Origin of the sequence: Peptoniphilus sp. HMSC062D09 (assembly GCF_001811425.1) — a bacterium.
In the GTDB taxonomy this organism is placed as follows: Bacteria; Bacillota; Clostridia; order Tissierellales; family Peptoniphilaceae; genus Peptoniphilus_A.
In genome coordinates this window covers 70,852-95,019 of the sequence record NZ_KV804685.1, presented here as the reverse complement: position 1 = coordinate 95,019, position 24,168 = coordinate 70,852, and the positions used below count along the sequence as shown (strand labels likewise).

Annotated in this window: 21 protein-coding genes; 1 reads left to right on the top strand and 20 read right to left on the bottom strand. The window is 33.6% G+C overall.

The window, feature by feature from the left end; translation table 11 throughout:
• The 15 genes from HMPREF2801_RS00685 to HMPREF2801_RS00615 all read right to left on the bottom strand — a co-directional run bounded on the left by HMPREF2801_RS00685 (position 1) and on the right by HMPREF2801_RS00615 (position 19,466).
• Positions 1–1,152 (bottom strand): ABC transporter permease subunit, encoded by a 1,152-nt coding sequence (locus HMPREF2801_RS00685; protein ID WP_070610029.1) that lies wholly within the window; start codon positions 1,150–1,152, stop codon positions 1–3.
• Positions 1,145–2,221: an ABC transporter permease subunit gene (locus HMPREF2801_RS00680; protein ID WP_019124574.1), complete on the bottom strand. Its 1,077-nt coding sequence runs from the start codon at positions 2,219–2,221 to the stop codon at positions 1,145–1,147. Before HMPREF2801_RS00680 ends, HMPREF2801_RS00685 begins: the two co-directional genes overlap by 8 nt.
• Positions 2,214–3,809 carry a sugar ABC transporter ATP-binding protein gene (locus HMPREF2801_RS00675; protein ID WP_070610028.1) on the bottom strand — a complete coding sequence of 532 codons (1,596 nt, stop codon included), beginning with the start codon at positions 3,807–3,809 and terminating at the stop codon, positions 2,214–2,216. Before HMPREF2801_RS00675 ends, HMPREF2801_RS00680 begins: the two co-directional genes overlap by 8 nt.
• Positions 3,810–3,885: 76 nt before the next feature.
• The gene (locus tag HMPREF2801_RS00670) at positions 3,886–5,238 is read right to left on the bottom strand and encodes a DUF3798 domain-containing protein (protein WP_070610026.1); all 1,353 of its coding nucleotides are present in this window, start codon (positions 5,236–5,238) and stop codon (positions 3,886–3,888) included.
• A 641-nt stretch (positions 5,239–5,879) separates the two neighbouring features.
• On the bottom strand, positions 5,880–6,548 hold the full coding sequence (locus HMPREF2801_RS00665; protein WP_070610024.1) for a YoaK family protein: 669 nt from the start codon (positions 6,546–6,548) through the stop codon (positions 5,880–5,882).
• A 94-nt stretch (positions 6,549–6,642) separates the two neighbouring features.
• A complete protein-coding gene (gene purD, locus HMPREF2801_RS00660; protein WP_070610022.1) occupies positions 6,643–7,887 on the bottom strand; it encodes a phosphoribosylamine--glycine ligase in 1,245 nt (414 codons plus the stop codon).
• An 8-nt stretch (positions 7,888–7,895) separates the two neighbouring features.
• Positions 7,896–9,407: a bifunctional phosphoribosylaminoimidazolecarboxamide formyltransferase/IMP cyclohydrolase gene (gene purH, locus HMPREF2801_RS00655; protein WP_070610020.1), complete on the bottom strand. Its 1,512-nt coding sequence runs from the start codon at positions 9,405–9,407 to the stop codon at positions 7,896–7,898.
• A 1-nt stretch (position 9,408) separates the two neighbouring features.
• On the bottom strand, positions 9,409–10,011 hold the full coding sequence (purN, locus tag HMPREF2801_RS00650) for a phosphoribosylglycinamide formyltransferase (protein WP_070610019.1): 603 nt from the start codon (positions 10,009–10,011) through the stop codon (positions 9,409–9,411).
• The gene (purM, locus tag HMPREF2801_RS00645; protein ID WP_070610018.1) at positions 9,995–11,026 is read right to left on the bottom strand and encodes a phosphoribosylformylglycinamidine cyclo-ligase; all 1,032 of its coding nucleotides are present in this window, start codon (positions 11,024–11,026) and stop codon (positions 9,995–9,997) included. The genes purN and purM overlap by 17 nt, the downstream gene beginning before the upstream one ends.
• Positions 11,027–11,037: 11 nt before the next feature.
• Positions 11,038–11,514, bottom strand: a complete 477-nt coding sequence (gene purE, locus HMPREF2801_RS00640; RefSeq protein ID WP_070610017.1) for a 5-(carboxyamino)imidazole ribonucleotide mutase — start codon at positions 11,512–11,514, stop codon at positions 11,038–11,040.
• A 9-nt stretch (positions 11,515–11,523) separates the two neighbouring features.
• Positions 11,524–12,204 (bottom strand): phosphoribosylaminoimidazolesuccinocarboxamide synthase, encoded by a 681-nt coding sequence (locus HMPREF2801_RS00635; protein WP_070610016.1) that lies wholly within the window; start codon positions 12,202–12,204, stop codon positions 11,524–11,526.
• Between the two features lie 395 nt (positions 12,205–12,599).
• On the bottom strand, positions 12,600–14,744 hold the full coding sequence (gene ppk1, locus HMPREF2801_RS00630) for a polyphosphate kinase 1 (protein WP_210394440.1): 2,145 nt from the start codon (positions 14,742–14,744) through the stop codon (positions 12,600–12,602).
• Complete coding sequence (locus tag HMPREF2801_RS00625) at positions 14,722–15,639, bottom strand: Ppx/GppA phosphatase family protein (protein WP_070610012.1); 918 nt, start codon at positions 15,637–15,639, stop codon at positions 14,722–14,724. Before HMPREF2801_RS00625 ends, ppk1 begins: the two co-directional genes overlap by 23 nt.
• A 144-nt stretch (positions 15,640–15,783) precedes the next feature.
• Positions 15,784–16,563, bottom strand: coding sequence for an inositol monophosphatase family protein (locus HMPREF2801_RS00620; RefSeq protein ID WP_070610011.1), 780 nt, complete (start codon positions 16,561–16,563; stop codon positions 15,784–15,786).
• Between the two features lie 11 nt (positions 16,564–16,574).
• Positions 16,575–19,466: an insulinase family protein gene (locus tag HMPREF2801_RS00615; RefSeq protein WP_070610008.1), complete on the bottom strand. Its 2,892-nt coding sequence runs from the start codon at positions 19,464–19,466 to the stop codon at positions 16,575–16,577.
• Positions 19,467–19,564: 98 nt separating this feature from the next.
• Here HMPREF2801_RS00615 and HMPREF2801_RS00610 point away from each other — a divergent pair, with 98 nt between their 5' ends.
• On the top strand, positions 19,565–21,082 hold the full coding sequence (locus HMPREF2801_RS00610) for an oleate hydratase (protein ID WP_070610006.1): 1,518 nt from the start codon (positions 19,565–19,567) through the stop codon (positions 21,080–21,082).
• 36 nt (positions 21,083–21,118) lie between these two features.
• Here HMPREF2801_RS00610 and tsaD read toward each other — a convergent pair whose 3' ends face one another.
• From tsaD to HMPREF2801_RS00585, 5 genes are read right to left on the bottom strand one after another with little or no spacing between them, the layout of a single operon-like run.
• Positions 21,119–22,117 carry a tRNA (adenosine(37)-N6)-threonylcarbamoyltransferase complex transferase subunit TsaD gene (tsaD, locus tag HMPREF2801_RS00605; RefSeq protein ID WP_070610004.1) on the bottom strand — a complete coding sequence of 333 codons (999 nt, stop codon included), beginning with the start codon at positions 22,115–22,117 and terminating at the stop codon, positions 21,119–21,121.
• 4 nt (positions 22,118–22,121) lie between these two features.
• A complete protein-coding gene (gene rimI / locus HMPREF2801_RS00600) occupies positions 22,122–22,556 on the bottom strand; it encodes a ribosomal protein S18-alanine N-acetyltransferase (RefSeq protein ID WP_019124596.1) in 435 nt (144 codons plus the stop codon).
• The gene (tsaB, locus tag HMPREF2801_RS00595; protein WP_070610002.1) at positions 22,528–23,202 is read right to left on the bottom strand and encodes a tRNA (adenosine(37)-N6)-threonylcarbamoyltransferase complex dimerization subunit type 1 TsaB; all 675 of its coding nucleotides are present in this window, start codon (positions 23,200–23,202) and stop codon (positions 22,528–22,530) included. Before tsaB ends, rimI begins: the two co-directional genes overlap by 29 nt.
• A complete protein-coding gene (tsaE, locus tag HMPREF2801_RS00590) occupies positions 23,183–23,641 on the bottom strand; it encodes a tRNA (adenosine(37)-N6)-threonylcarbamoyltransferase complex ATPase subunit type 1 TsaE (protein WP_070610000.1) in 459 nt (152 codons plus the stop codon). Before tsaE ends, tsaB begins: the two co-directional genes overlap by 20 nt.
• Positions 23,625–24,158: a nitroreductase family protein gene (locus tag HMPREF2801_RS00585; RefSeq protein ID WP_070609998.1), complete on the bottom strand. Its 534-nt coding sequence runs from the start codon at positions 24,156–24,158 to the stop codon at positions 23,625–23,627. The genes tsaE and HMPREF2801_RS00585 overlap by 17 nt, the downstream gene beginning before the upstream one ends.
• Positions 24,159–24,168 lie beyond the last annotated feature (10 nt).

Sequence of the window (24,168 nt, the reverse complement as noted above, 5' to 3'; positions counted from 1 at the left end):
TTAATTATCAGCAACTTCTTCTTTTTTATTTTCATTTAATCTATCTTCTCGCATCTTCAACCTATTTGCTTCAAGTTCTCTCTTTCTTTCAAAAGCGTGAAGAATAAGTGCAAGAGTAACAACGCCGTAGGAGATAAATGTTCTAAAATATTCACCCATCATGGCATCGCCTGTTAAAACTCTTCCTGCTTGTGGAAGAACGATAAACATCAAGTGGAATAGTGCAGTACCTAAGATTACATTTGGAATTGATGCCTTGGATACAGATGCACCACCAACAAGGATTGATGCTGCAGCGTAAAGTGCTGCTTGGTCTTGACCTGCATAAGTTGCAAGTGTACCAATATTTTGAAGATAAATAATTTGTCCATAGCAAGCAAGTACAGTTGACATTACTATAGATGCAATTCTGATTTTATCAGAGTTCATACCTGCGTTGGAAGATACAAATTGATCTTGTCCAACTGCCTTCATATCGTGACCAAGTTTAGTGTTTCTAAACCATACGATAAATGCGCAAAGTAAAGCAATAATTAAAATTGTAACTACTGGCACATCAAATAAAATTTGATGTTTTGCAGTAATAGGAATATTAATTCTGAATTTTAAAATATTGTCAAAGCCTTGGGCAGATGCAAGGGTAATGGAGTTTTTAATACCATAACCTGATGATAATACCATGGCTCTTGTTCTCATTGGAATTAAAGTTCCGCAGAAGTACAATAGGAAAAGCATGTACCATCCTAGGATAAAGAAGGCAAGCATCATTGATGTAATCATTTCTCTTCCTCTTGCTCTATTTAAAACTCTTCCAGAAAATTGACCAAGTAAAACTGCAATCGGAGTTCCAATAAGAGCAGCTATTAAAAGTCCAGTTGCTCCAGTAAAGCCCCAGTCTTGTGCAAAAATTATTCCAATTTGACCAGCCATTGCTCCAAGTGGAATACCAAAGTTGATACCCATACCAGCAATAATCGGTATGATAAGAGAAAGTACAAGGAATGTATTTCTTATCATTCTCTTGGAAAGTTCATTTGTTATATAAGATAGTGGTGGTTTTGCAATTATAAGACCAACAACAACTATAATTATAAACAATATAGGAACCATAAATCTGTATAAAAATTCTTTAAAATTAAATTTCTTATTCATCTTTACTCCTCCTTGTTAGTGCGTAAATTATCATTCCATTTGTGATTATCATTCTTAATATTTCTGAAATATCAATATTTAATGCACCATTTATTACAGTAGGAGTAAGTGTAATTACACCTTGGAATAAAAATGTACCAATTATAACATTTGGAATTGATGCCTTGTTAATACTTGCACCACCTATTAATAGTGCAGCTACTGTTTGGAATGTAAAGGAAAGTGGCGCTTGGTAAAGTTGTATAAAACCATAGGATTGTTGGTAAATAACAATACCGATGGCAGCAATAACTGTTGAAAGAATTACAGAAACAAGTCTTACCTTGTTAATGTGAATACCAGCAGCCTTTGCATATTCTGAGTTAGATCCTACAGCTGTCATTGCAGTACCAGTTTTTGTCTTGAAAAATGCCCATACAATAAATGCCATAAGTGCAAATAATAAAAACATACCCACAGGAATTTTAACACCAAGTATATTAATACTTAAAAAGTTATTTAATACACCAACAGTTACCTTAGTGCCATCTTCCAAAATTTTTGACTTCATCCAATAATCTGCAACTGGAATTTGTTGGGATAGTCCCTTTCCTCCATAACTTAAAACAGAAACTGGATTCTTGTAAGGAAGAATTAAATAGGCAATACACATAAAAGCTGTGAATGAATATCCAACATAAGTTGCAATAAGCATTTCATCGCCCTTAATTCTATTTAAAAGTAGTCCGTAGAAAAATCCAAACACAACTGCTATAAGAGATGCAAATAGCATTGCTATGAAAATCCCTTTAAAACCTGTAAAACCAAATTCAATTGAAGTTACACCACCAAGAATTCCCGCTACAACTCCAATTGGGATACCAAAGTTAAGTCCACAACCAGATTGTACCATTGGAACAAGGGATAAAACTAAAACTGAAAACATACCAAATCTTGAAAGAACATTGTCAATAGAATCGACTAATGAAACGCCAGCCATTGGAGCTGCAATAAAAAGAATTAGTAAGAAGACTCCAATAATAAGTCGTGGAATTCCAATTTTGTTAATTAAACTTTTCTTTTTAGTCATTTACTGCCTCCACTTCTCCACTCATTAGAAGTCCAAATTCTGTTGCTTCAGCATTCGCTGGTAAAATACCTGCGATTTTCCCTTCACAAATAACAGCAATTCTATTACATATACTTCTAAGTTCTTCAAGTTCTGATGAAACCATGACAATAGTTGTATTGTCCTTTTCATTACTTTCTTTTAAGGCATCTAGTACAAGTTCCTTTGCACCAATGTCTATACCTCTAGTAGGTTCAGATACAAATAAAAGGTCTGGTTCCATGGCAAAAGCTTTAGCAAGACAAATCTTTTGTTGGTTTCCACCAGATAGGTTTCCTGCCTTTTGTTCTGGACCAGTTGTCTTTATGTGAAGAGATTCAATGTATTCATTGGATAGCTCTTTCATCTTAGCTTCATCTCTAAACTTAAATCCAAGAACTCTTTTGATAAACTTTTCTTGAACTTGCATAGCATTAAAAGCTATATTCCAAAAAATTGGCTCTTCCAATAAAAGACCTACACCTCTTCTATCTTCAGAAACAAAGGCAATTTTATTTCTCAAAATATCTAAAGTATCGCCAAGTTTTAATTCTTTGCCATTATAAATTAGCTTGCCACCTACTGGATAAGTGCCCAAAATTCCATTTGGAATACCAAGTTTACCTTGACCAGCAAGACCAGCAATGCCTAAAATTTCTCCTCTTATAACAGAAAGACTTACATCGTAGACAGCTTCACCAGGCATATCAACCCAGAGGTTTTCAATTTCAAGAATGTGGTCATTTTCATCTAAATTCTTATCCACTTTCTCTACAGCTATCTTCTTTGATTCATCATCTCTACCAACCATCCATTTAGCAATTTGTTCAATAGATAGATTTTCATTCTTTCTGTCTTCAATTATTTCACCATCTCTAAGTACAACGACTTGATCACATACATTTATGATTTCACGAAGTCTGTGAGTGATGAAAATTATAGAAATGCCAAGATCTGCTAGTGTCCTTAGTGAAGCAATAAGGTTATTAGCTTCAGTTTCTGTAAGTACAGCAGTTGGCTCATCCATAATTATTAACTTAACATCTTTTCTTGTCATTTCCCTAGCAATTTCAATAAATTGCTTGTGACCAACAGGCATTTCGGAAACTAAAGCATTAGTATCAATGCTAACTTCCAAAGTGTCGAGAGACTTACCTGCTATTCTAATATTTTCTTTAGCATCTATACTCTCTAGTTTTTTACCAAAAATTTTAGAAATTACAGAGGAATTTGTCTTCTCCATATCGAGAGTAATATTTTCTGCAACTGTAAATCCAGGGATTAAACTAAATTCTTGATGTACCATGCCTATGCCTGCATTTAAGGCGTCAATTGGGTTTTTGAAGTCAATTAATTTTCCGTCAAAATAAATTTCACCGTTATAGCCGCCTGTGTCTTTAATAACTTCCATTCCGAAAATTATATTCATAAGAGTGGACTTACCGGCACCATTTTCACCAACAAGTCCCAAAATTTCTCCCTTTTGAAGGTTGAAATTAACATCCTTTAAGACGGCGTTTTCGCCAAAACTCTTGCTGACATTTTTGACTTCAAGTAAACTGTTTGTCAACAAAATCCCTCCATCTTCTTAAAATAAAATTAAAATCAACGGTAGCCCGTTGACTTTAATTTTTCTTATAAAATAATTATTTAGCTTGTCCTTCAGCTTGTTCTTGAGCAGCTTCAATAGCATCTAAATCAACATTAAGATTCATGTATTTTTCAGGAACTTCAACTTTATCCATACCTAGGTAACCTCTACCATATACATAAGTGTCTTGAGATAGTAAGAAGTGATTTTCTTTCTTTTCTCCAGAAGCTCTATCTATATAGTTTTCAACCATCCATTTAGCACCTTCAGTATATTTTTCAATAGCACTTACGATTTGTTCTTGGTTAAGAAGTTCTCCTTGTCCCTTAAGAACATCCATTACATGATCAAGTGCACCAAGAGTTAGTGAATAACCTAATGAATAAGCCCAAGTACCCATTCTCTTGTCGCCGCCTTTTTCAATAACAGCTTTTTCAACAGCAGCGTTGATTGCTTGCCAATCTCCTGCCATATCTTTAATATCAACAGAGAATGCCTTTGGATAACCCATGATTGGAGATGGTAAATCTTGTTCTACAAAGATAGCTCCACCAGCTGCAACACCTCTAAGAAGTGGCTCAGTATGTGCATCATTTGTACAGAAGAAAGCAGTGTCTTTACCATACTTGTCAATCCAAGGTTGAATATTTTCAGCTACATATTGTTGTGCTCCTGGGATACCAATATCAGTTGTTGGATCTGGTGCGTTAAGTGAAATAAATTCAAGTCCTAGGTCCTTACAAGCTTCTTCCATGATAGCTCTTCTAAGAGCTAAAAGTTCAATAGACATGTGTCTAGGGAAAGTGATGTGGGCAAATTTAGTAGCTCCCATTTCCTTAGCTGCAGCAATAATTCTGTAACCTCTGGAAACATTATCAGCATCCATTACTAGGTCAGCTGCTTTTTCTACCATTACTGTATCTTCTTGTGCAACTAAGTTTACAAGAATGATATCAGGTCTTTTTTCTCTAATTTGATTAAAGGCTGCTACAGTTCCTGGAACTGATTGATTTACAATTACAGCTTTCATTAGAGGGTCATCTGCCATAGCTACAATTTTTGAAATTGTAGTTTCTTGCTCAGCTTCAAATCTGTCTGGATAAGTGTCGTGTTTAATAACTCCGCCTTCATCAGCAGAACCATAAAGTTCAATAGCTTTTTGAGCAGCACGGAACTCATCTTCACCTTGTGATACTGTACCAGTTATAATTCCAATATGGAATTCTTCGCCATCTTTAAGAGCTTCAAATTGCGCTTTAACGCCATCTTCTTTGACATCGGCAGCAGCAACATTAGCTTCTTTGCCTTCTTCTTTAGCTCCATTGTCAACTTTTTGACAACCGCTAAAAGCGATAATTGCTAATAATAGCATCATAATACCCATAAACCTCTTAAATTTTACTTTCATTTTTTACACCTCTTCTAATTTATTTAATATTGGTTTATAAATTAAAGAGATTTTATCACATTAAATAGCAAAGGTCAATATTATTCTCAATATATGAACATACAAAGGAATTTTTTAAATACAAAAATTTTACCTAATATTTACACAAAGTAAAATTTAATTTTGATATATTTCTTACAAATAATCTTCTGAAAAAATGCAAATTTTTGATAATATTTTTCAACAATTTAAATAGAGGATTTTTAAAATACAAATTATTAATAATATAAATAGTCTTTCTAAAAAAATAATCCTTTTTCCTTTTTCTCCTTTACACCAATAAATAATCCTGCAATAAAAAAGTCTGGGCAAACTGTGCTCAGACCTTGATATAAGGCAAAATTTTGCCCTTTTTAAAAATTTCGAAAAAATTATATTTGATTTCAGCCAATTAAATCAAAAGGATTTTTTTATAAAATTAAGGCTATTATACTATACTTACTATTATGGAAAAGTTTTACCTTTATTTTAAGAAATCAATTTAAATTCAAATTTAAAAGGTTTTCACTCTTTCATATTAATAAATAAAATATAAAATAGTAAAATTTTTTCTTATGTAAAAATTTAAGATAATTACCTATCTATTAATTTAAAGCTTATTCTTATTTAGCTCTCTCTTCAAAAAATAAAATTATAAAAGAGATTGTAAGGAAGGCTGCTGCAATTAATATAGACTTAATGCCAAAAAAATCTGATGTAATATAGCCAAGAGCTGCTCCCATGCCAAAAATTAAAATTACTGTGTAATATTTTTTTGATTTTTCAAGGTATTCTCTATCTCTTGTTATGTGGTACTTGGAAAGATTTTCTGTGGCGCTCCTAAGATTTCCTATACACATTGTAGTTGCAAAGTTAAGTCCATAAATTTTCTTAAAGGAATAAACTTGCATGGCACAGGAAAAAGAAAGTAGGGCATTGGCAAGATTGTTTAAATTTTCAGGAATAAGTGCAACAATTACCATAATAATTATTTCAAAGGCAACTATGTATTGACGCCAATGAAGAATTTTCTTTTCGATAGCATATTCAAAACAAACTGCAACATATACGCCAAAGGCAAAGGCTATGACTGGTATTAAATATGAAATTGATGCCTTAAAATTTAAGTCAACAATATTTTTGAAGAGAAGTACAATATTTCCCGTCTGTGCATTGGCGAAGACCTTCCCCCTCATTAAGTAGGAGTAGGCATCTTGAAAGCCACCTGCAATTGTTATAAAAAATAAAACTAAAAAAGTCTCGTGCAAATTTTCATAGGTTTTTATTTTCAAATTAATCACCTCTTATAGTTTAATACAAAAATTTTTTTCTGCAAGAAAAAAAGATGCTATGAATTTCTATCACAGCATCTTAAATATTTTTATTTTATTTTGTACCAATGTCTTTTCTAAAGTAGGCGCCATCAAAATTTATTTTTGCTACATTTTCGTAGGCTTTTTTTCGAGCTTCCTCTAAGTTTTTTTCTAAAGCTGTCACTGATAGGACTCTGCCGCCATTAGTGTAGAGGGCATCAGATTTTTTTGTTCCATTGTGGAAAACTATTATGTCGCTGTCTACATCATCAAGCCCAGAAATTTTTTTGCCCTTTTCATAGGAACCTGGATAGCCACCTGAACACATTATAACTGTTAGGCAAGTTTCATCCTTCCACTTGATGTCTTCTTCTTTTAATTTTCCATCAATTGTCTTATTTAAAAGTTCAAATAAGTCACAGTCAAGTCTTGGCATTAGGACTTCTGTCTCTGGATCGCCAAAGCGCACATTAAATTCCAAAACTTTTGGCTTGTCTTCTTCAATCATAAAGCCTATAAATAAAATTCCTGAGTAAGTTAATTTTTCTTCATCTAGTCCATCTTCTATTTGCCTATAAATTACTTGAAGATTTTTTTCTAGTTCTTTGCTTGCTGCTACTGGTGAATAAGTTCCCACGCCGCCAGTGTTTGGACCCTTGTCGCCATCAAAAATTTGCTTGTGGTCCTTGGCTCTTTCTAGTGGAAATAATTTGTTGTCTGATACAAGGCAAAGTACAGAAGCTTCTTCCCCTGTCAAAAATTCTTCTATGACAACAGTACTTCCTTCGTCGCCAAAAATTCTATCCTTAAATATTTTATGAAGAGCATCCTTTGCTTCCTCTAAGTTTTGGCAAATTATTACGCCCTTACCTAGGCAAAGTCCGTCAGCTTTTACAACAAGTGGATAAGAAAATTCACTTAAGCTTTCAATTGCATCGTCATAATTTTCAAAACTTTTGTATTTTGCAGTTGGAATAGAATATTTTTCCAAAAATTTCTTTGTAAATTCCTTTGACTTTTCAAATCTTGCACAGGCTTTGTTTGGTCCAAAAACTTTTAATCCCTTTTCCTTAAAGGCATCTACAATCCCCATGCAAAGTGGATCTTCAGGACCAACTACTGTTAAATCAATTTTTTCTTCATCAGAAAACTTTAATAGTCCATCAATGTCCTTGGGATCAAGGTCTAGATTTTCGCAAAAATCTTCTGTGCCGCCATTCCCCCTTGCCATGAATATTTTATCAACGCTTTTACTTTCACTAAGTTTCCATGCAAGTGCGTGTTCTCTTCCGCCATTTCCAATTACAAGTACCTTCATTTGTCCTCCTAGTGTCTGAAATGTCTTATATTTGTAAAGACAAGACAAATATCATGCTCATTTGTATAATCAATAACTTCTTGATCCTTTACAGAGCCGCCCGGCTGAATTATTACATCAATGCCTGCCTTATAAAGAAGTTCAATTGTATCTCTAAAGAAAAATCCATCAGATGCAAGAACTGCTCCCTTTGCCTTTTCTCCAGCCCTATCAATTGCCTCTTCCACAGCCCAAGCTCTCTTTGTTTCACCTTGACCAAGGGCAAGAGTTCCGCCATTTTTTGCAATGACAACCGAGTTTGAGAAAGTTGTCTTGCAGCAAGTAAAGGCAAATTTTAATTCTTCTAATTCTTTTTCACTTGGTTTTCTATTTGAAACAAAGGAAAGTTTTTCTTCATCCCAAACTATATCATCTGAATCTTGGATGATAATTCCGTTTAAAACTTGCTTAAATCTCTTTCCACCTTCATAAAGTCTTTGGAATTCAGGAATTTCTACAAGCCTTATATTTTTCTTTTGAGTCAAAATTTCAAAGGCTTCCTTAGAAAAACTTGGTCCAACAACAATTTCAAGGAAAATCTTTGAGAGGTGTTCTGCAGTTTTTCCATCAACTTCCCTATTAAGGGCAATGATGCCACCAAAGATTGATTCGTCGTCACATTCATAGGCTTTAAGAAAGGCTTCTTCAAGACTTTCCCCTGTACCAATTCCACATGGATCAGTGTGCTTAACTGCAACTGCAGCTGGCTTTTCAAAATTAATGACTGCATTGAGGGCAGAATACATATCGTTTAAGTTGTTATAGGAAATTTGTTTGCCATGAAGAACCTTATATTCAACCTTATCTGGTGTGTAAGAATCTTCATAAAAAGCTGCCTTTTGATGTGGGTTTTCGCCATATCTCAATTCTTCAACAAGCTTGTAGCTCTTGTTAATATATTTAGGAAATTCTTCAGGAAGTCTCTTTAAGAAATAATTTGAAATTACAGCATCATAATGACCTGTGTAGTTAAAGGCCTTCTTCGCAAGATATTCTTTAAACTCTAAATTATCTCCCTCTAAATTATTAAGTACATCTTCATAATCACTTGGATCAGTTACAATAAAGACATCTCTATAATTTTTGGCAGCAGCCCTAATCATAGATGGACCACCAATATCTATGTTTTCAATCATAGTTTCGTGGTCAGCCTTTTCAAGTAGCTTTTCTTCAAAAGGATAGAGATTGTTCACAACCATATCAATTGGTATAATTTCTTCATCCTTTAAAGTTTCCATGTGTTCTTTTATGTCGCGTCTAGCTAAGATTCCGCCGTGAATTTTTGGATTTAGAGTCTTTACTCTCCCATCTAAAATCTCTGGAAAACCTGTGACAGAATCCACAGATATAACATCAATTCCTGCATCCTTTAACTTTTTGAAAGTTCCGCCAGTAGAAATGATTTCCCAATTTCTATTTGCAAGTTCCTTTGCAAATTCAACAATTCCTTCTTTGTCAAAAACTGAAATAAGTGCTCTCATACTAACCTCCGATCACAACTTTTCCATTAACAACTTTTAACTTATCTTCGCAAAAATATTTTACAGAAAGAGGCAAAATTTCATGCTCAATCTTTAAGACCTTTGCTTGAAGTTCTTCAGGAGTTTCCTCTCCCACTTCAGTAATTCTTTGCATGATAATAGGACCTTCATCTGCGCCTTCATTTACAAAATGAGTAGTGGCACCAGTGTATTTTACACCTTTTTTGATGACGGCCTCATGGACTTTTAATCCATAATAACCCCTACCACAAAAGGCAGGGATTAGTGATGGATGAATATTTATTATTTTATTTTCATATATTTTGGTAATTTTTTCTGGCAAGATTTTTAAATATCCTGCCAGAACAATTAAGTCAATTTTATTTTCAGATAAAGTGCTTATAAGTTTTTCGTCGTCCTTTATCACTACAGCCTTTATACCTGCATTCTTTGCACGAGTAAGCCCATAAGCATCTTCTCTATTAGAAATGACAATTTTTATCTTTCCATTGATATAATTATTTTTTGTATTGTCAATGATGGCTTGAAGATTTGTGCCACCACCTGAAATTAAAACTGCAATATTTTTAGAAGCTAAGTTCAATTTTATCTTCTCCAGCTACAACTTTTCCGAGTTCATAAAGCTTTAAGTCGCTATCTTTAAAGAAATCAAGGACCTTATCTCTATCATCTTCTTTTACAACAAAAGTAAGTCCAACTCCCATGTTAAAAGTAGAATACATATCTTTGTCTTTAAGATCTGCCCACTTCTTTAGAAGTTTAAAAATTTCTGGAGTTTCTGCAACAGATGCGTCCACTTTTGCACAAAGTCCATCTGGGATCATTCTTGGAATGTTTTCGTAAAAACCGCCGCCAGTTATATGGCTCATGCCCTTGATATCAACAACTTTAAGTAGTTCAAGAATTTCCTTTACATAAATTCTAGTTGGTTTTAAAAGTTCTTCACCAAGTGTTGAGTCAAGTTCATCAAATTTTTCACTTAAATCAAATTTGCAGTGATCAAAGACAATTTTTCTAACTAGGGAATATCCGTTAGAGTGAATACCATTAGAAGAAAGTCCAAAAATTATGTCTCCTTCTTTAATGCTTGAACCATCAATAATTTTATCTTTATCAACTACTCCAACAGCAAAACCTGCAAGGTCATATTGGTCTTCTTGATAAACTCCTGGCATTTCTGCAGTTTCTCCACCTATAAGTGAAGCAGAAGACTGAATACAACCTTCAGCAACACCCTTTACAATTTCTTCCATTTTTTCAGGAACTAATTTGCCTGTAGCAATGTAGTCCAAGAAGAAAAGTGGCCTTGCCCCTTGACATAAAATATCATTTACACACATAGCAACACAGTCAATACCAATAGTATCGTGCTTATTAAGCATGTGAGCCAAAATAACCTTTGTGCCAACTCCATCAGTTCCACTTACAAGAACTGGATTTTTAATTTCACTTAAATCTAAATTGAAAAGACCTGAAAAACCGCCAAGGGATGATAAAACATCCTTTGACTGAGTTTTTGCAACAATACTTTTAATTAATTCAACTTCTCTTTGACCGGCATCAACATCTACGCCAGCATCTTTATAATTAATTGCCATCTCCGCTCCTTTTATCCTTCATAAACATAATCGGTGTTTGCAATTTTTTCTGACATATCAGATCTAAATTTCTTTAACTTTTCCTTTAAATTATCATCGGAAATAGCTAAAATTTCTGCTGCTAAAATTGCAGCATTTTCTCCACCATTTATTGCAACTGTGGCAACTGGTACGCCGCTTGGCATTTGAACAGTGGAAAGAAGTGCATCAAGTCCGTCAAGAGTGGAACTCTTAACAGGAACTCCGATAACAGGTCTAGTAGTAAGAGCTGCGATTACACCACCAAGGTGAGCAGCCTTGCCTGCAATTGAGATGAAAACTTGGCTTTCATCTTCAGAATTTTTAACATAATCTTGCAACTGATTTAAGGCTCTGTGAGCAGAAATTACTTTGGCGTCATACTCAATTCCAAATTCCATTAATTTTGCAACAATCTTATCTGCAATTTCTCTGTCAGAAATTGAACCCATTATAATTGATACTCTCATTTTTACTCCTTAAATGTTTAAATATTTTGAAACTTCAAGTGGTTCTACATATTTGCCATCTTTATATGCTCTCATGTTTCCACCACTTACTTCGTCAATTAGTACGATTTCGTCAGAACCTTCAAGTCTACCATATTCAAATTTGATATCGTAAAGGTCAAGTCCACTTTCAGCTAAAATGTCTTTAACAACATTAGCGATTTTTTTATTCATTTCAACAATCTTGTCATATTCTTCAGCTTTTAGAATACCTAGAACAACAAGACCTTCCTTTGTAATTAGAGGATCGTCTCTTCCATCATCTTTTAAAGTAAATTCAGTATATTCAGGAAGTTCTTGACCTTCTTCAACATAAAGACCATATCTTCTGTAGAAAGAACCTACAGCTTTGAATCTTGTAATAACTTCAAGACCTTTACCAAAAACCTTTGCTCTTTTTACTTCCATTAAATTATTATCAAGATCAGCAGAAATGTAATGAGTGTTAATTCCAGCTTCGTTAATTTTTTCGAAGAAGTATTTTGTAACTTTTAAGCACTCTTTTCCTGCACCTTCAACACTACCAGCTACTTGGTTTCCACCAGTATCAAAAACTCCGTCAGTTCCTGTCATATCATCCTTAAATTTAAGGTAACATCTTCCATCATCTTCTAAAACATTCTTAGTTTTTCCTTGGTAAATAGTCTTCATAATTTCCTCCAGTAAAATAAAATAAAGCCCAAAGAGGCAGATTTTTGTAAAACCTACCCCTCTGGGCTTTTTTCCCTAAGGTGTGATACTTAAAAAAGTATCCGTACCGCTCGGTCCTTGGCAAAGCCCGGATCCCTAGGCACACTTTCACTCAAAATATGAGCCACTTAGATATTAACAATTTAATTTTTAATTGTCAATAGTTTTTCAAAACTTGTTAAGCTGGTCACAGCTGTGGATGTAACAAATAGGATTGCCTTAATTTTAATGAAAAAGTGTATATTTGATAAAAATTTTGAGTAAAGAATGAGTGAAAATTTTTGTTTTGAATTTTTTTAATTTTTTAAAGCTTTAAGAATAAAAATACTCCCAGCCGCGCTAGGAGTAAAATAAATCTATTTTTTAAATATTTTTAATAGTTTTCCGAAGAAGGATTCCCTCTTTTCACTTTCCTTATCTCCTACTTTATCTTTATCTACAATTATTTTTTCTACTTTAGACTTAGCCGCAAAGTTCTTTTCTTCTGCTTCCTCTACAAAGTAGCTTTGAGAAGAAATTTTTTCGCCATCATCTTTTATTTTTTCATATTCGCCGCTACTATTCATAAGCCTTGCTCCAACATTGTCTCCCATTTGGACTTGCAAATATTTTAAAATTCTTTCTTTTATTTCTGAATCTAGGATTGGCGTAGCTATTTCCACCCTGTTCTCTGTATTTCTAGTCATCAAGTCTGCAGAAGAAATATACATCACTGGATTTTCTTTTCCAAAGACATATACCCTAGGATGTTCCAAGAACCTTCCAACGATTGATCTAATCCTTATGTTTTCGCTTTGACCTTTTATGCCAGGAAGTAGACAAGAAATTCCACTGATTATTAAATCCACCTTTACACCCTTTTGTGAAGCTTCGATAAATTTTTCGATGAAGTCCTTGTCAGTTAGGGAATTAAATTTGCAGAGGATGTATCCATCTTCTCCTTTTGCAATTTCTCTTTCTACATGATGCATTAAACCAGTCTTTAATGTAGTTGGGGATTGTAAGAGGTGCATGTACTTTCCACCTAGGTTTCCTATGGACATATTTTTGAAAAAGTCTGTGGCATCAAGACCAATTTCTGGGCTTGCAGTTATTAGTGAAAAGTCTGTGTATTGTTTTGCAGTTGACTCGTTATAGTTGCCTGTGCCAATTTGAGTGATGTAGTTTAAATTTTCTGTCTTTGGATTTCTAAAGGTTATTAAGCAAATTTTGGAGTGCATCTTGTACTTGTTAAAGCCATAAATAATGTTGCAGCCTTCTTCATAGAGGATATTGGCATAATTTATATTTGATTCTTCATCAAATCTTGCCTTTAATTCTACAAAAACTGTTACTTCCTTTCCATTTTGCGCAGCTTCTGCCAAATATCTAACAACCTTGGAATTTTTTGCAAGCCTATAAATTGTAATTTTTATAGATTTACAGTCAGGGTCATTGGCTGCTTCCTTTAACAGACTTAAAAAGGTATCCATACTTTCATAAGGATAGGACAAAATCCTGTCCTTGTGTCTTACATCTTCTATTACACTTCTTGTAAATTCAGCAGGATTATATTGAATCAGATCTTTATACAAGAGTTTGCTCTTTATTGCTTGTGGAATTTCATCGATTAAGCTAAAAACATATTTCATGTTGAGAGGTGACTCAAGAGGAAAATAGGCATCTTCTTTCAGTTCAATTTTTTCTAGCAAAAAGCTGAGAGCCTGCTTGGAAAGCTTGCCTTCTGATTCAAGTCTTACAACATTAAGCCTCTTTCTCTTTTTCAATATGCTCTTCATGTATTCAGTGTAGTCGTCAAACTCTTCCCAAGTGTCTCTGTCATCGACAAAGTCAGTATTTCTAGTCACCTTAATTATGTTCTTTGATAAAATTTTATATTCTTTAAAAATTTGATCAATTTGATTTAAAATTATTTCTTCCATCAAAATGTACTCAACATTTTCTCCAGGAAGAAGTAAGTATTTTGGATAAGTATTCCTTACAGGAACTATTCCAAAGACCTTTTCTTTGTTCTTTTCAAGATGGGCAAAGGCATATAACTTAGTGTTTTCTAAAAAAGGAAAGGGATGATTTAAGTCAACAATTTGAGGAGAGACCAATTGGTCAATTCTCTTCATGTAAAAATCTTCCACAAACTTTTTTTGCTCTAAATTTAAATCATTGTATTTTAACTTTTTGATCTTGGACTTTTCTAAACTTTCACTTACATTTTTAAAAATTTCATCTTTTTCTCTGTACATTTCTGGCAAGGTATTTAAAATTGCATTGATTTGCTCTTCTGCACTCATGCCAGTTTTGTTGTCTTTAACTTCTTTTTTTAGAGAAGAGAGATCGTGAAGAGAGCCCACCCTCACCATGAAAAATTCATCTAAATTTGAAACAAAAATGCTGACGAATTTTAATTTTTCAAGGTCTGGTACCCTTTCTTCAGTTGCTTCTAATAAAACTCTCTCGTTAAATCTGAGCCAGGACAGCTCTCTATTTTGAAAATAAGATTTCATTATTACCTTCCAATACTTTATAAATTAAATAACCTTCTCTAAGACCATTGTCAGAAACTTGAATTTCATTTATTCCAAGTTTTTCCATTACAATTTTTAAAATAATGATGCCAGGTACTAAGGTGTGTATTCGGGCAGGATTAATCCTAATAATTGACCTAATAGTCTCAGTGTTCCTATCATTAATTAGATCAAGGAGCTTGTAGATATCCTTTAGGGTAAAATGTTCTTCATCTGAAGACCACAAATCTGCAATTACCTTACCAGTTGTCCTTATAGTTCCACCAATTCCTATTAATTTGTTTGATTTAACAGAAAAATGTGAGGAATTAATTTCTCGAAGAACAGCCTTTTCAATTGAACGAATTTCACTTTTCTTTGGTAAAATTCTTGATACATTTTCTCCAAAAAGAAGCAGTGAACCAGTCTTTAAGTTGATAAACTCTTGAGGTCCATCTAATTCAAAATAAACTATTTCTGTACTGGCACCACCAATATCAATAGTAACTCCCCTATCTACTCTTATTTCACTTCTTATGCCCACATTGCCAAGGAAGGCTTCGTCAACTTGCTCCAAGACATCAATGTCAATGTCAAGTTCCCTTTTTACTTCTTCTAGGACTTCTTCAGTGTTTTCCAAATTTCTAAGTGAAGCCGTTGCAAAGGGCGAAAAAGTGTCCACATTAAGTTCAAGGACAATATTTTTTATGCTGGCAAGAGTTTTTATAAGTTTTTTTATTCCCTTGCCTGAAAGCTCGCCATCATGCACATAAGTAATAAGTCCTGCAGTGTACTTCTTGTTTAAAACTTTTTTAAAATTTTTGCTATTTTCTTCAATATCAAAGACAATAAGCCTTATTGTATTTGAACCTATATCTACTATTGCGTGTCTCATAAATCCCCTCTCAAATATCTTAGTCTTAAATTGTAAATTTTTTGTAAAATCATTCTTTATTATATGTAAATTTTCTTATTTTAATTATATCCCCTTTATTGTCTTTTAAAAAGTTAAAAAAAAAACACGGCATAAGCCGTGCTATCAATATATAAATCTTTTCAGTTCTTCCACTGCCAGTCTGTTGCCGCAAATTATGCCGCCGTGTCTCTCACAGTTTACCTCTTCTCCATGCATATTTATAACAAGACCACCTGCTTCTCTAACGATTAAAGTGCCAGCAGCATAGTCCCAAAGATTAAGTGCATCATCTATAAAGGCATCGTACCTGCCACAAGCTGCATAACACATCTCTAGGGCGGCAGTGCCAAGCCTTCTTATGCCATTAGTCCTATCAAAGATAAACCTCAGCATTTCAAAGGTCTCATCAGAACGACCAGCTCTTCCTCCACCAGTGCCAGCTCCAATTAGGGTGTCTGAAAAATTTTTATCAGGAGAGACTTTTATCTCACCGCCATTTAGTTTTGCACCTTGACCCTTAATTGCAGAGAAAAATTCATCTCTAAAGGGATCATAAATTGCTCCAAGAACAATTTCTGATTTTACCAAAAGTGCAAGGCTTATGACAGAGTGGTTAAAGCCGTGAACTAAATTTGTCGTGCCGTCTACGGGATCCAAAACCCATGTATAATCCTTTAAGTCTTCACTGGACTTGCCCTTTTCTTCTGCCAAGAGGTTGGATCCCTCAATTAAATTTAAAAGATTTTTTTCTAAAAATTCTTGGACTTCAAAATCAACTTCAGTTACGAAATCATTTCTGCCCTTCATCTCAAAATTATTTTTTGGATCAAGATCAAAGAAAATTTCTCCCGCCTCTTTCATTAATTTTTCAATTTTTTCTAATATTTTTGGATAATTTAGCATAAATCCTCCAACTATTTAATAGATTTAATTTCCTTAAATAGGTCTCCGTCTTCTCTTATTATACTTTCACTGCCAAAGGCTGCTAGATAATTTTTCTTCATTGCCTTATCAAATATTTTTCCATAGGAATTTAATTTTTCTACCTTAGTTTCCAAGGCTTCTTTTTTAGATTTTTCTATATCTTCTGCTGTGAGTCCAGTTATAAATCTTGATAAATTTATATCTCCAATTTGTTCTGGCGATAAAAGTGGGTCAAAGGCATTCATAGAACCTATGATAAAGTCCTTTAAGTCGACCTCTGACATTTTTAAATTCTCAACAAATTTTCCAATGCTATCATAAACTTCTACAGTGTTTTTCAAATTTGGGTCTCTGTAGGAGTAAGTTGCCATGTCCCCATTTCTTCCAATGGTAATACCTGCACCGTAGGCTCCACCCTTTGCTCTGATTTCGTTGTGAAGGTAGGATGAATTTAATATGTTGGCAAGAACTGTAAGGTCGCCTGTGTATTTTATGCCAAGTTCTTCAAGGTCGTAGCCCTTTGACACATAGACTACATTAGAAGTTGTATAGAGCCCTTCATTTTTATTGTCACTTTTAAATTCATATGGGCAAGGCTTTACATTCTTAACTTCTAATTTTTCTATATAATTTTTTAAGTCATCCTTAATTTTATTTAAGTCAGAAATATTTCCCGTTGTTGAAATTATTAGATTATCTCTTACAAATAATTTCTTATAAATTTTTTCAGATTCTTTTTCAAATTCTTCCCATCTGTCTTCAAAGTTTTCCACTAAATCTCTCATGAAGTCATAATAATCAAGTCCCCCTAGGTGAGATTGAAGGTCTGCAACCCTTGAGTAGTAAGATTTTAAAATTGAAATTATAAATTGATGTCCATTTTGTAGCATAGTGGACTCAACTCTTGACTTCAAAATGTTTAAAAGTTCCTTAATTCTCTTTTTTGAATCGAGAAGTGAATTATTCATAATTTCTTTAACTATTTCAAGGCCCCTCTTTACATTGTCTGCAGTAGATTTCATCTTGATGTTCATTCTAAGAGAATATTTTTCCTTGTCCTTTGAGTCAACATAGACAGTTGGATTAAAACTAATGCCACCAGTTGATTTGTAAATTTCGTTATTTAATTTTTCGTAAGAATAATTTTTCGTGTCAATTAGTCCGATTAAGGATAGAAGAAGGGACATTGTTTCGATTTCTTCTTTTTCAATAAAAGAAATATCGTGAGAAATTGTTGTGTAGACAATGCCATTTGTCTCTTGATTAGACTTTAGGTAAAGCACATCTTTAATTTTATCTTCTTCCAATTCATAGTCTGTGACTTTTTCGTCAATGTCAGAAAGTTCCAAAGATGGAATAGTTCCTTTTGCTTCAAGAGAGTCTTCCTGGCTTTGATATTTTTCTAGTTCAAGGCTTTTTTTGATGACTTCTTCCCTTTCTTCCTTAGTCATTTTTTCCTTTAAAGTTTTTAGTTTTTCCCTTAAATCTTTTTCTTCTCTTTCATTTTTATCAAGTTCAGGTCTTGCAGATAAGTTTACAGAATAATTATTGTCAATTAATTTTTCCTTGATGTAATTTTCCACGAACTTGTCATCAAGTTTTTCCTTAACTTCAGATAAAACATCGTTGTAATATAGGGCATCTAGTGGTGACTGGTCGTAAAGCCATGAGTTAAGGGCCCTTATATAGTAAATTATTGCCTTTTGTGTGCCGCCGCCTTCTCTAAAGATAAATTCAAATTTATTTAAAGTTGCTTCAAGAAGATCTCTGTCAATACCATTTTCCACTAAGTTCCTTAAGGTTTCATCTAAAATTTTTAAAAACTCATCTTTTTTATCTGCGTCAGTGTTTTTTAGGACAATGGAAAGGTCTAGTGGAAGTGAAGATGAAGTTTCTGAATAAACATCTTCAGCAAGGCCTGCCTCAAGAATTGCCTTTTTAAGTGGTCCAGCTTGGGCATCAATTAAAAGTTCAGCCAAAAAGTCGCGCATGAAGACATCCATCTTTGAATCAGCATAGCCAATAGTCCAACCCTTGGAAAGATAGTCGATTTTTTCCTTCATCTCTTCCTTTGATGCAGAAAAAGTAATCTCAACATCCTTAGTAACCTTTAATTCATAATTTAAAATTATTTCTGAATTTATTTCTTGTCTATCAAAGTCAGCTAAATAATTTTTGTCTATAAAATCAAGAGCCTCTTCCATATTTTGATTTCCATAAAGATAAATGTAAGAATTTGATGGATGATAATATTTTTTGTGATAATTTTTAAATTCCTCATAGGAAAGGCTTGGTATTAATTTTGGGTCGCCACCAGAGTCCACTCCATAGGATGAGTTTTCGTGAAGATTAAATATCATGGCATCAGATACAATATTTTCTGATGAAGAATAAACTCCCTTCATTTCGTTGTAGACAACGCCATTGTATTTTAATTCGTCATCTTCACTTTTTAAATCGTAGTGCCAACCTTCTTGTAGAAATATTTTTTCTTCTTCATAGATGCTTGGATAAAAAACTGCATCTAAATAGACATCCATTAAGTTATAAAAGTCCTTTTCATTTCGACTTGACACAGGATAAATTGTCTTGTCTGGAAAAGTCATGGCATTTAAAAAAGTTTGCAGTGATGACTTTATCAAATCCATAAAGGGCTCCTTAGTTTTAAATTTTCTTGAGCCAGAAAGTACGCAGTGCTCAACAATATGGCAAACTCCATTGCCCCTTTCAGGTGGAGTTCTAAAACCTATGCCAAAGGCCTTGTTGTCGTCATTATTTTCCAGTGTCAACACTTTTGCGCCAGTTTTTATATGAGAATAGACCTTGCAATTTGATGCAACTTCGTCTATATATTTTTCTTCGATTAATTTATAATTTTTCAAGTTAATCCCTCCAGTCCTTATTATACTTGTAAAAAAACAATTTAACAAATTGAATTAAGTCTTGTAAAAATTGGGTAAAATTAAATTGAGGTGAGATTATGTCAAGAAAAGATGACATCAAAAAATTAGCTATTGCAGCTGCAACAATTTCTGCTGCCATTTTTGCTGCAAAAAAAGTCTCCGATGATGATGTAAAAGTCTTAATGCCTAATCGCGACGAAAACTCAAAAGCTTACTTACTTGGCGACGGCTTTGGCAATTTAGCCCTTGCCTACGCTCTTATAAATCACGCAAATTTATCGCCACTTAATATAAATATTTACACTAAGAACTTTAACGAATTTGTAAAAATAAAGGAAGGCGAAAATAATTACCCAACCTTTGACAATAGGTTTTCAGAATTTAATTTTAAAAACACCTATGAAGTGTTGAAGAATATTTTAGATGAAGATGAATTAAACAAAATCTCTGAAAAAATTGCAAAAAAAGAAAAGCCCATGCTTTTGGACTTATCCTTAAATAAATTTTCTAAAGTTTTAGAAGTTGATGAAGCAAGCAAAAAGAAATTATACAAGCTAATGCTTTATCCCATGGACTTAGATGATAAAACTTCCCTTGAACAATACTTTTTGTTCTCTGACTTTTTAAGTTCAAATTTATTTTATTACTTGGCTAGCATCTACAACTTGAAGTCAACTTCTCCTGTTCTTGAATTAAAGGAAGCTTTATCAGATTTTATAGGCTCAGAATCTTATTTTGATCTGGATACAGATAGAATTTATAAATTTTTAAGGGACTATTTAATTGAACTTGGCGTAAACTTTTATGACGAGTATAAGTTTATCGACTTCATTGCCAAAGATAATTATGTAGATAAACTAACTTTTGAAAAGAATGAGCAAGTTGAAGAAGTTTTAACTGATTTAAAGGACATTATTTCCATTGAATCTCCAACTTATCTGTCAAATTTGGCATTGGGAAACACAACAAACATTCCTGAAAAAATTTTATCTAGCTACATTTCAAAAAATAATTTTTCTACACAAAATATTTACAAGGAAATCGAGGGAAAGACTAGAGACTCATCAATTTTATTTGTCAATTTAGAATTTTCTGACGACTCCTTTATAAAGAAATTAAAGAAAAATTTGCAAGATAATGATTTTTTCATCTTTAAAGTAAAGTCTGGCATCTCTGCAAAAATTATTGGCAATGAGGTAATTTTAAAAATTTTAAATCCAAATAAAAATTCCATTTTCGTAGGTAATGCTTTTAAGGCATTAAATGGCGAAGACTTCTTCTTCGCACTAATTAAGCTTTTTAACTTGGAAGAAAATTATGCAGATTTAAGATTTAATTTAAAAAATGTAAGCATTTCAGTTTTTGAAAACTACAAAAAAATTCCTGGAGAAAGTTACAAGAGAAATGTAAATAAAATTTGCAATTTATTTTTCATCTCTTCTAAAAATTCTGACTTTGGAGAACTTTATTCTGTAGAAAAATTAGTGCAAGAAGGCATAAAAAATGCCCACGACATAATGGGCATTGACCACTTGGAAGTTTTTGAAAATAATCTTTCTAAGATGGAAATTTTAAAATTTATAAATAATTTATAAAGAGTGCAGAGATGCACTTTTTATTTTTTAGCAAATTTACTTTAATCCTAAGTTTGGATTTGCAAAATTTTCTTCATCAACTTTTCCTGCCATGTATTCGTAATAGGCAGCTGATGCAATCATGGCTGCATTGTCCGTGCAAAGTTTAAGTTCAGGATAGAAAATTTTTATATTTTCTTCTCTTCCCCTTTCTTCAAAGGCCTCTCTAATTCTTGAGTTGGCAGAAACTCCGCCGCAGAGAACAATTTTATCCATATTCTTTTCCCTTGCAAGTCTAAAGGATTTTTCAAGAAGGACATCAACTACTGCCTCTTGGAAGGACTTGCACACATCTTCTGTTATAATTTCTTCGCCACGAAGCCTTGTGCTGTTTAAATAATTTAGGACGGCTGTCTTAAGTCCACTAAAGGAAAAATTGTAATTGTCTTCCTTAATCATTACTCTTGGAAATTCAATTGTCTCTTTTCCCTTTTTTGCAAGAGCATCAATTAGTGGTCCACCTGGATAAGCAAGTCCAAGGGATCTTGCAACCTTATCAAAGGCTTCTCCCACTGCATCGTCAACAGTCCTTCCATGAAGAGTAAAGTCAACATAGTCCTTAACTTCAATTAAATAAGTGTGACCACCAGAAATAATTAGGCCAATAAATGGAGGCTCTAAATCCTTAAAGGAAATATAATTGGCACACACATGACCAACTATGTGGTTAACTCCAACAAAAGGCTTACCTGTAGCAAGTGCAAGAGCCTTCCCTGCACTAAGTCCAACTAAAAGTGCACCAATAAGCCCTGGTCCCTTTGTAGCTGCAATAATATCTATGTCATCTAATTTTACGCCCGCCTGGTCAAGTCCTTCCTTTAAGACTGTATTTATAGCCTCAACATGTTGTCTTGATGCAATTTCAGGCACAACTCCGCCAAATTTTTTGTGAGTGTCAATTTGGGATGCAATTACATTTGAATAAACTTCGCGACCATCTTTCACGACGGCAACTGAAGTTTCATCGCATGATGATTCCACTGCCAAAACTTTCATCTCATCACTCCCTCCACATTATATAGGCATCTCTGTCAATGCCGTAATAATTTTTTCTCATTCCTGATATTTTAAAATTATATTTTCTGTATAAATTAATTGCAATTTTATTTTTCTCTGCAACTTCTAAAGTTATTTTTAATTTCTCCTCATCTGCTTTTTTTGTCAAAAAATCAAAGAGGTCAAGAGAAATTTTTTGTCCCCTGTATTCACTTCTCACAGCAACATTTGCGATGTGAATCTCATCGAAGACTATCATGTAGCTGATGTAGCCTACTAAGATTCCATCAACTTCAGTTATTACTATGTCCTGCAAGTCATCATTTATAATGGAATTTTCTATGGCATTTTTTGACCAAGGAAAGTCGAAGTTTGCTGCTTCGATTTCATAGATTCCATCTACATCATTTTTATTTGCCAGTCTCGTTATTCTTTTCATATTGTGCTTCTGCCTGAGAAATTTTCAAATAATTAGGAACTAAATTAAAGGCATCCATGGGACCATTCTTTTTGTAATCTATTAGACCAAGCCTTGCAATGTTTGAGCCCCTCATTGCCTTATTTTTTGACAATTTGCCATTACTAATTTCTCCAATAAATTTATCTCCATCAAGTCCTGCAATAGTTATTTCTCGATATTTTTTGAGTTCATCTTTGAATTTCTCAAAGGATAAAATTTCATCTTCAAATAGAACCTCTGGCTCATCCTCATTTTTTATTATTGAAGCATAGACATTGCCACGCCTTGCATCAACTATTGTTGACACAAGACCATAATCTGACATGGAATTTGCAAGAAGAGATGAAACTCCAATTACATCTACATCAAGGGCAAAAGCCATGACCTTGGCTATAGTTATGCCAATTCTTAGACCTGTAAAAGAACCTGGACCTAGACCCACTGCAATTAAATCTATGTCTTCTAGGGTAAATTCAAATTTTTTAAAAATTTCATGAATCATATCTGTTACAGATTCAGAGTGGGCCACGCGACCTGTTAAATTGTAATCGCAAAGGACTTCCTCGTCTTCAATAAGTCCTATTGCCGTTGTCTTTGTAGAAGTGTCAATTCCCAAAACTTTCATTTAATTTCTCCTTCAGCTTTTCAAATCTATTGCCAATAAAATTAATTTCAAGCTCTCTAGTGTCTCCACTTGATGAAATATTTATCTCAATATATTCCTCTGGAAGAGCCTCCTTAATTTTTTCTGCCCATTCCACTATTGTCACGCCATCAGAATAAAAGTACTCATCAAAGCCAAGATAAGCCACATCAACTTTGTCGTCAAGGCGATAGGTGTCAATGTGATAGAGGTTAATCTTGCCATAATATTCATTGACTATGGTAAAAGTTGGACTAGTTACATAATCATCAATGCCAAGTCCAAGGGCAATGCTCTTCGTTAAGGTTGTCTTGCCTGCCCCCAAGTCTCCGTTGAGGCAAAGAACATCTCCTGGTCTTAAATTTTCTCCCAAAAACCTTCCAAATTTTTCTGTTTCTTCTAAATTATTTAACTTTATCATTGAGATCCTCAAATACATTTTCAGAATATTCAAAGGGAACTTTTTCTGACTTTTCTTCTGCGGGATGACCTATGCCAATTATACATTCCACATCAAACTTGTCCTCTAAGTCAAAGAATTTGTGCAAAAATTCTTGAGCAGAAATTCCAGATTCATGTCTTGCATCAACTACATTTGCCCAAGTTGCACCAAGATCTAAGTCAGCTGCGGCAAGTAAAATAAAAGTTGCAGCTATAGATGCATCTTGATGGTTGGTATTTGGTGCAATTTCTGTGTCTGTAAGAACAGCAATGGCAAGATCTGCTCCAGCTAAAAAGCCTGCTCCATTTATTTTATAGTGAGATAGTTCTTCTAGCCTTTTTTTATCTCGAATTACAATATACCTCACTGGATTTCTATTTTTTGCCGTTGGGGCATGAAGTGCAATAGTTAAAATTTCCTTTAAGTCCTCATCAGAAACTTTTTCGTCAGTAAATTTTCTTATACTTCTTCTCTTTTCAACTAATTCTAAAAGCATATTATCACCT

Coding starts and splice junctions, on each gene's coding strand:
- HMPREF2801_RS00685 (WP_070610029.1), bottom strand. CDS start 1,152: ATGAATAAGAAATTTAATTTTAAAGAATTTTTATACAGATTTATGGTT.
- HMPREF2801_RS00680 (WP_019124574.1), bottom strand. CDS start 2,221: ATGACTAAAAAGAAAAGTTTAATTAACAAAATTGGAATTCCACGACTT.
- HMPREF2801_RS00670 (WP_070610026.1), bottom strand. CDS start 5,238: ATGAAAGTAAAATTTAAGAGGTTTATGGGTATTATGATGCTATTATTA.
- purD (WP_070610022.1), bottom strand. CDS start 7,887: ATGAAGGTACTTGTAATTGGAAATGGCGGAAGAGAACACGCACTTGCA.
- purH (WP_070610020.1), bottom strand. CDS start 9,407: ATGAGAGCACTTATTTCAGTTTTTGACAAAGAAGGAATTGTTGAATTT.
- purM (WP_070610018.1), bottom strand. CDS start 11,026: ATGGCAATTAATTATAAAGATGCTGGCGTAGATGTTGATGCCGGTCAA.
- purE (WP_070610017.1), bottom strand. CDS start 11,514: ATGAGAGTATCAATTATAATGGGTTCAATTTCTGACAGAGAAATTGCA.
- HMPREF2801_RS00635 (WP_070610016.1), bottom strand. CDS start 12,204: ATGAAGACTATTTACCAAGGAAAAACTAAGAATGTTTTAGAAGATGAT.
- ppk1 (WP_210394440.1), bottom strand. CDS start 14,744: ATGAAATCTTATTTTCAAAATAGAGAGCTGTCCTGGCTCAGATTTAAC.
- HMPREF2801_RS00625 (WP_070610012.1), bottom strand. CDS start 15,639: ATGAGACACGCAATAGTAGATATAGGTTCAAATACAATAAGGCTTATT.
- HMPREF2801_RS00620 (WP_070610011.1), bottom strand. CDS start 16,563: ATGCTAAATTATCCAAAAATATTAGAAAAAATTGAAAAATTAATGAAA.
- HMPREF2801_RS00610 (WP_070610006.1), top strand. CDS start 19,565: ATGTCAAGAAAAGATGACATCAAAAAATTAGCTATTGCAGCTGCAACA.
- tsaD (WP_070610004.1), bottom strand. CDS start 22,117: ATGAAAGTTTTGGCAGTGGAATCATCATGCGATGAAACTTCAGTTGCC.
- rimI (WP_019124596.1), bottom strand. CDS start 22,556: ATGAAAAGAATAACGAGACTGGCAAATAAAAATGATGTAGATGGAATC.
- tsaB (WP_070610002.1), bottom strand. CDS start 23,202: ATGAAAGTTTTGGGAATTGACACTTCTACAAAGACAACGGCAATAGGA.
- tsaE (WP_070610000.1), bottom strand. CDS start 23,641: ATGATAAAGTTAAATAATTTAGAAGAAACAGAAAAATTTGGAAGGTTT.
- HMPREF2801_RS00585 (WP_070609998.1), bottom strand. CDS start 24,158: ATGCTTTTAGAATTAGTTGAAAAGAGAAGAAGTATAAGAAAATTTACT.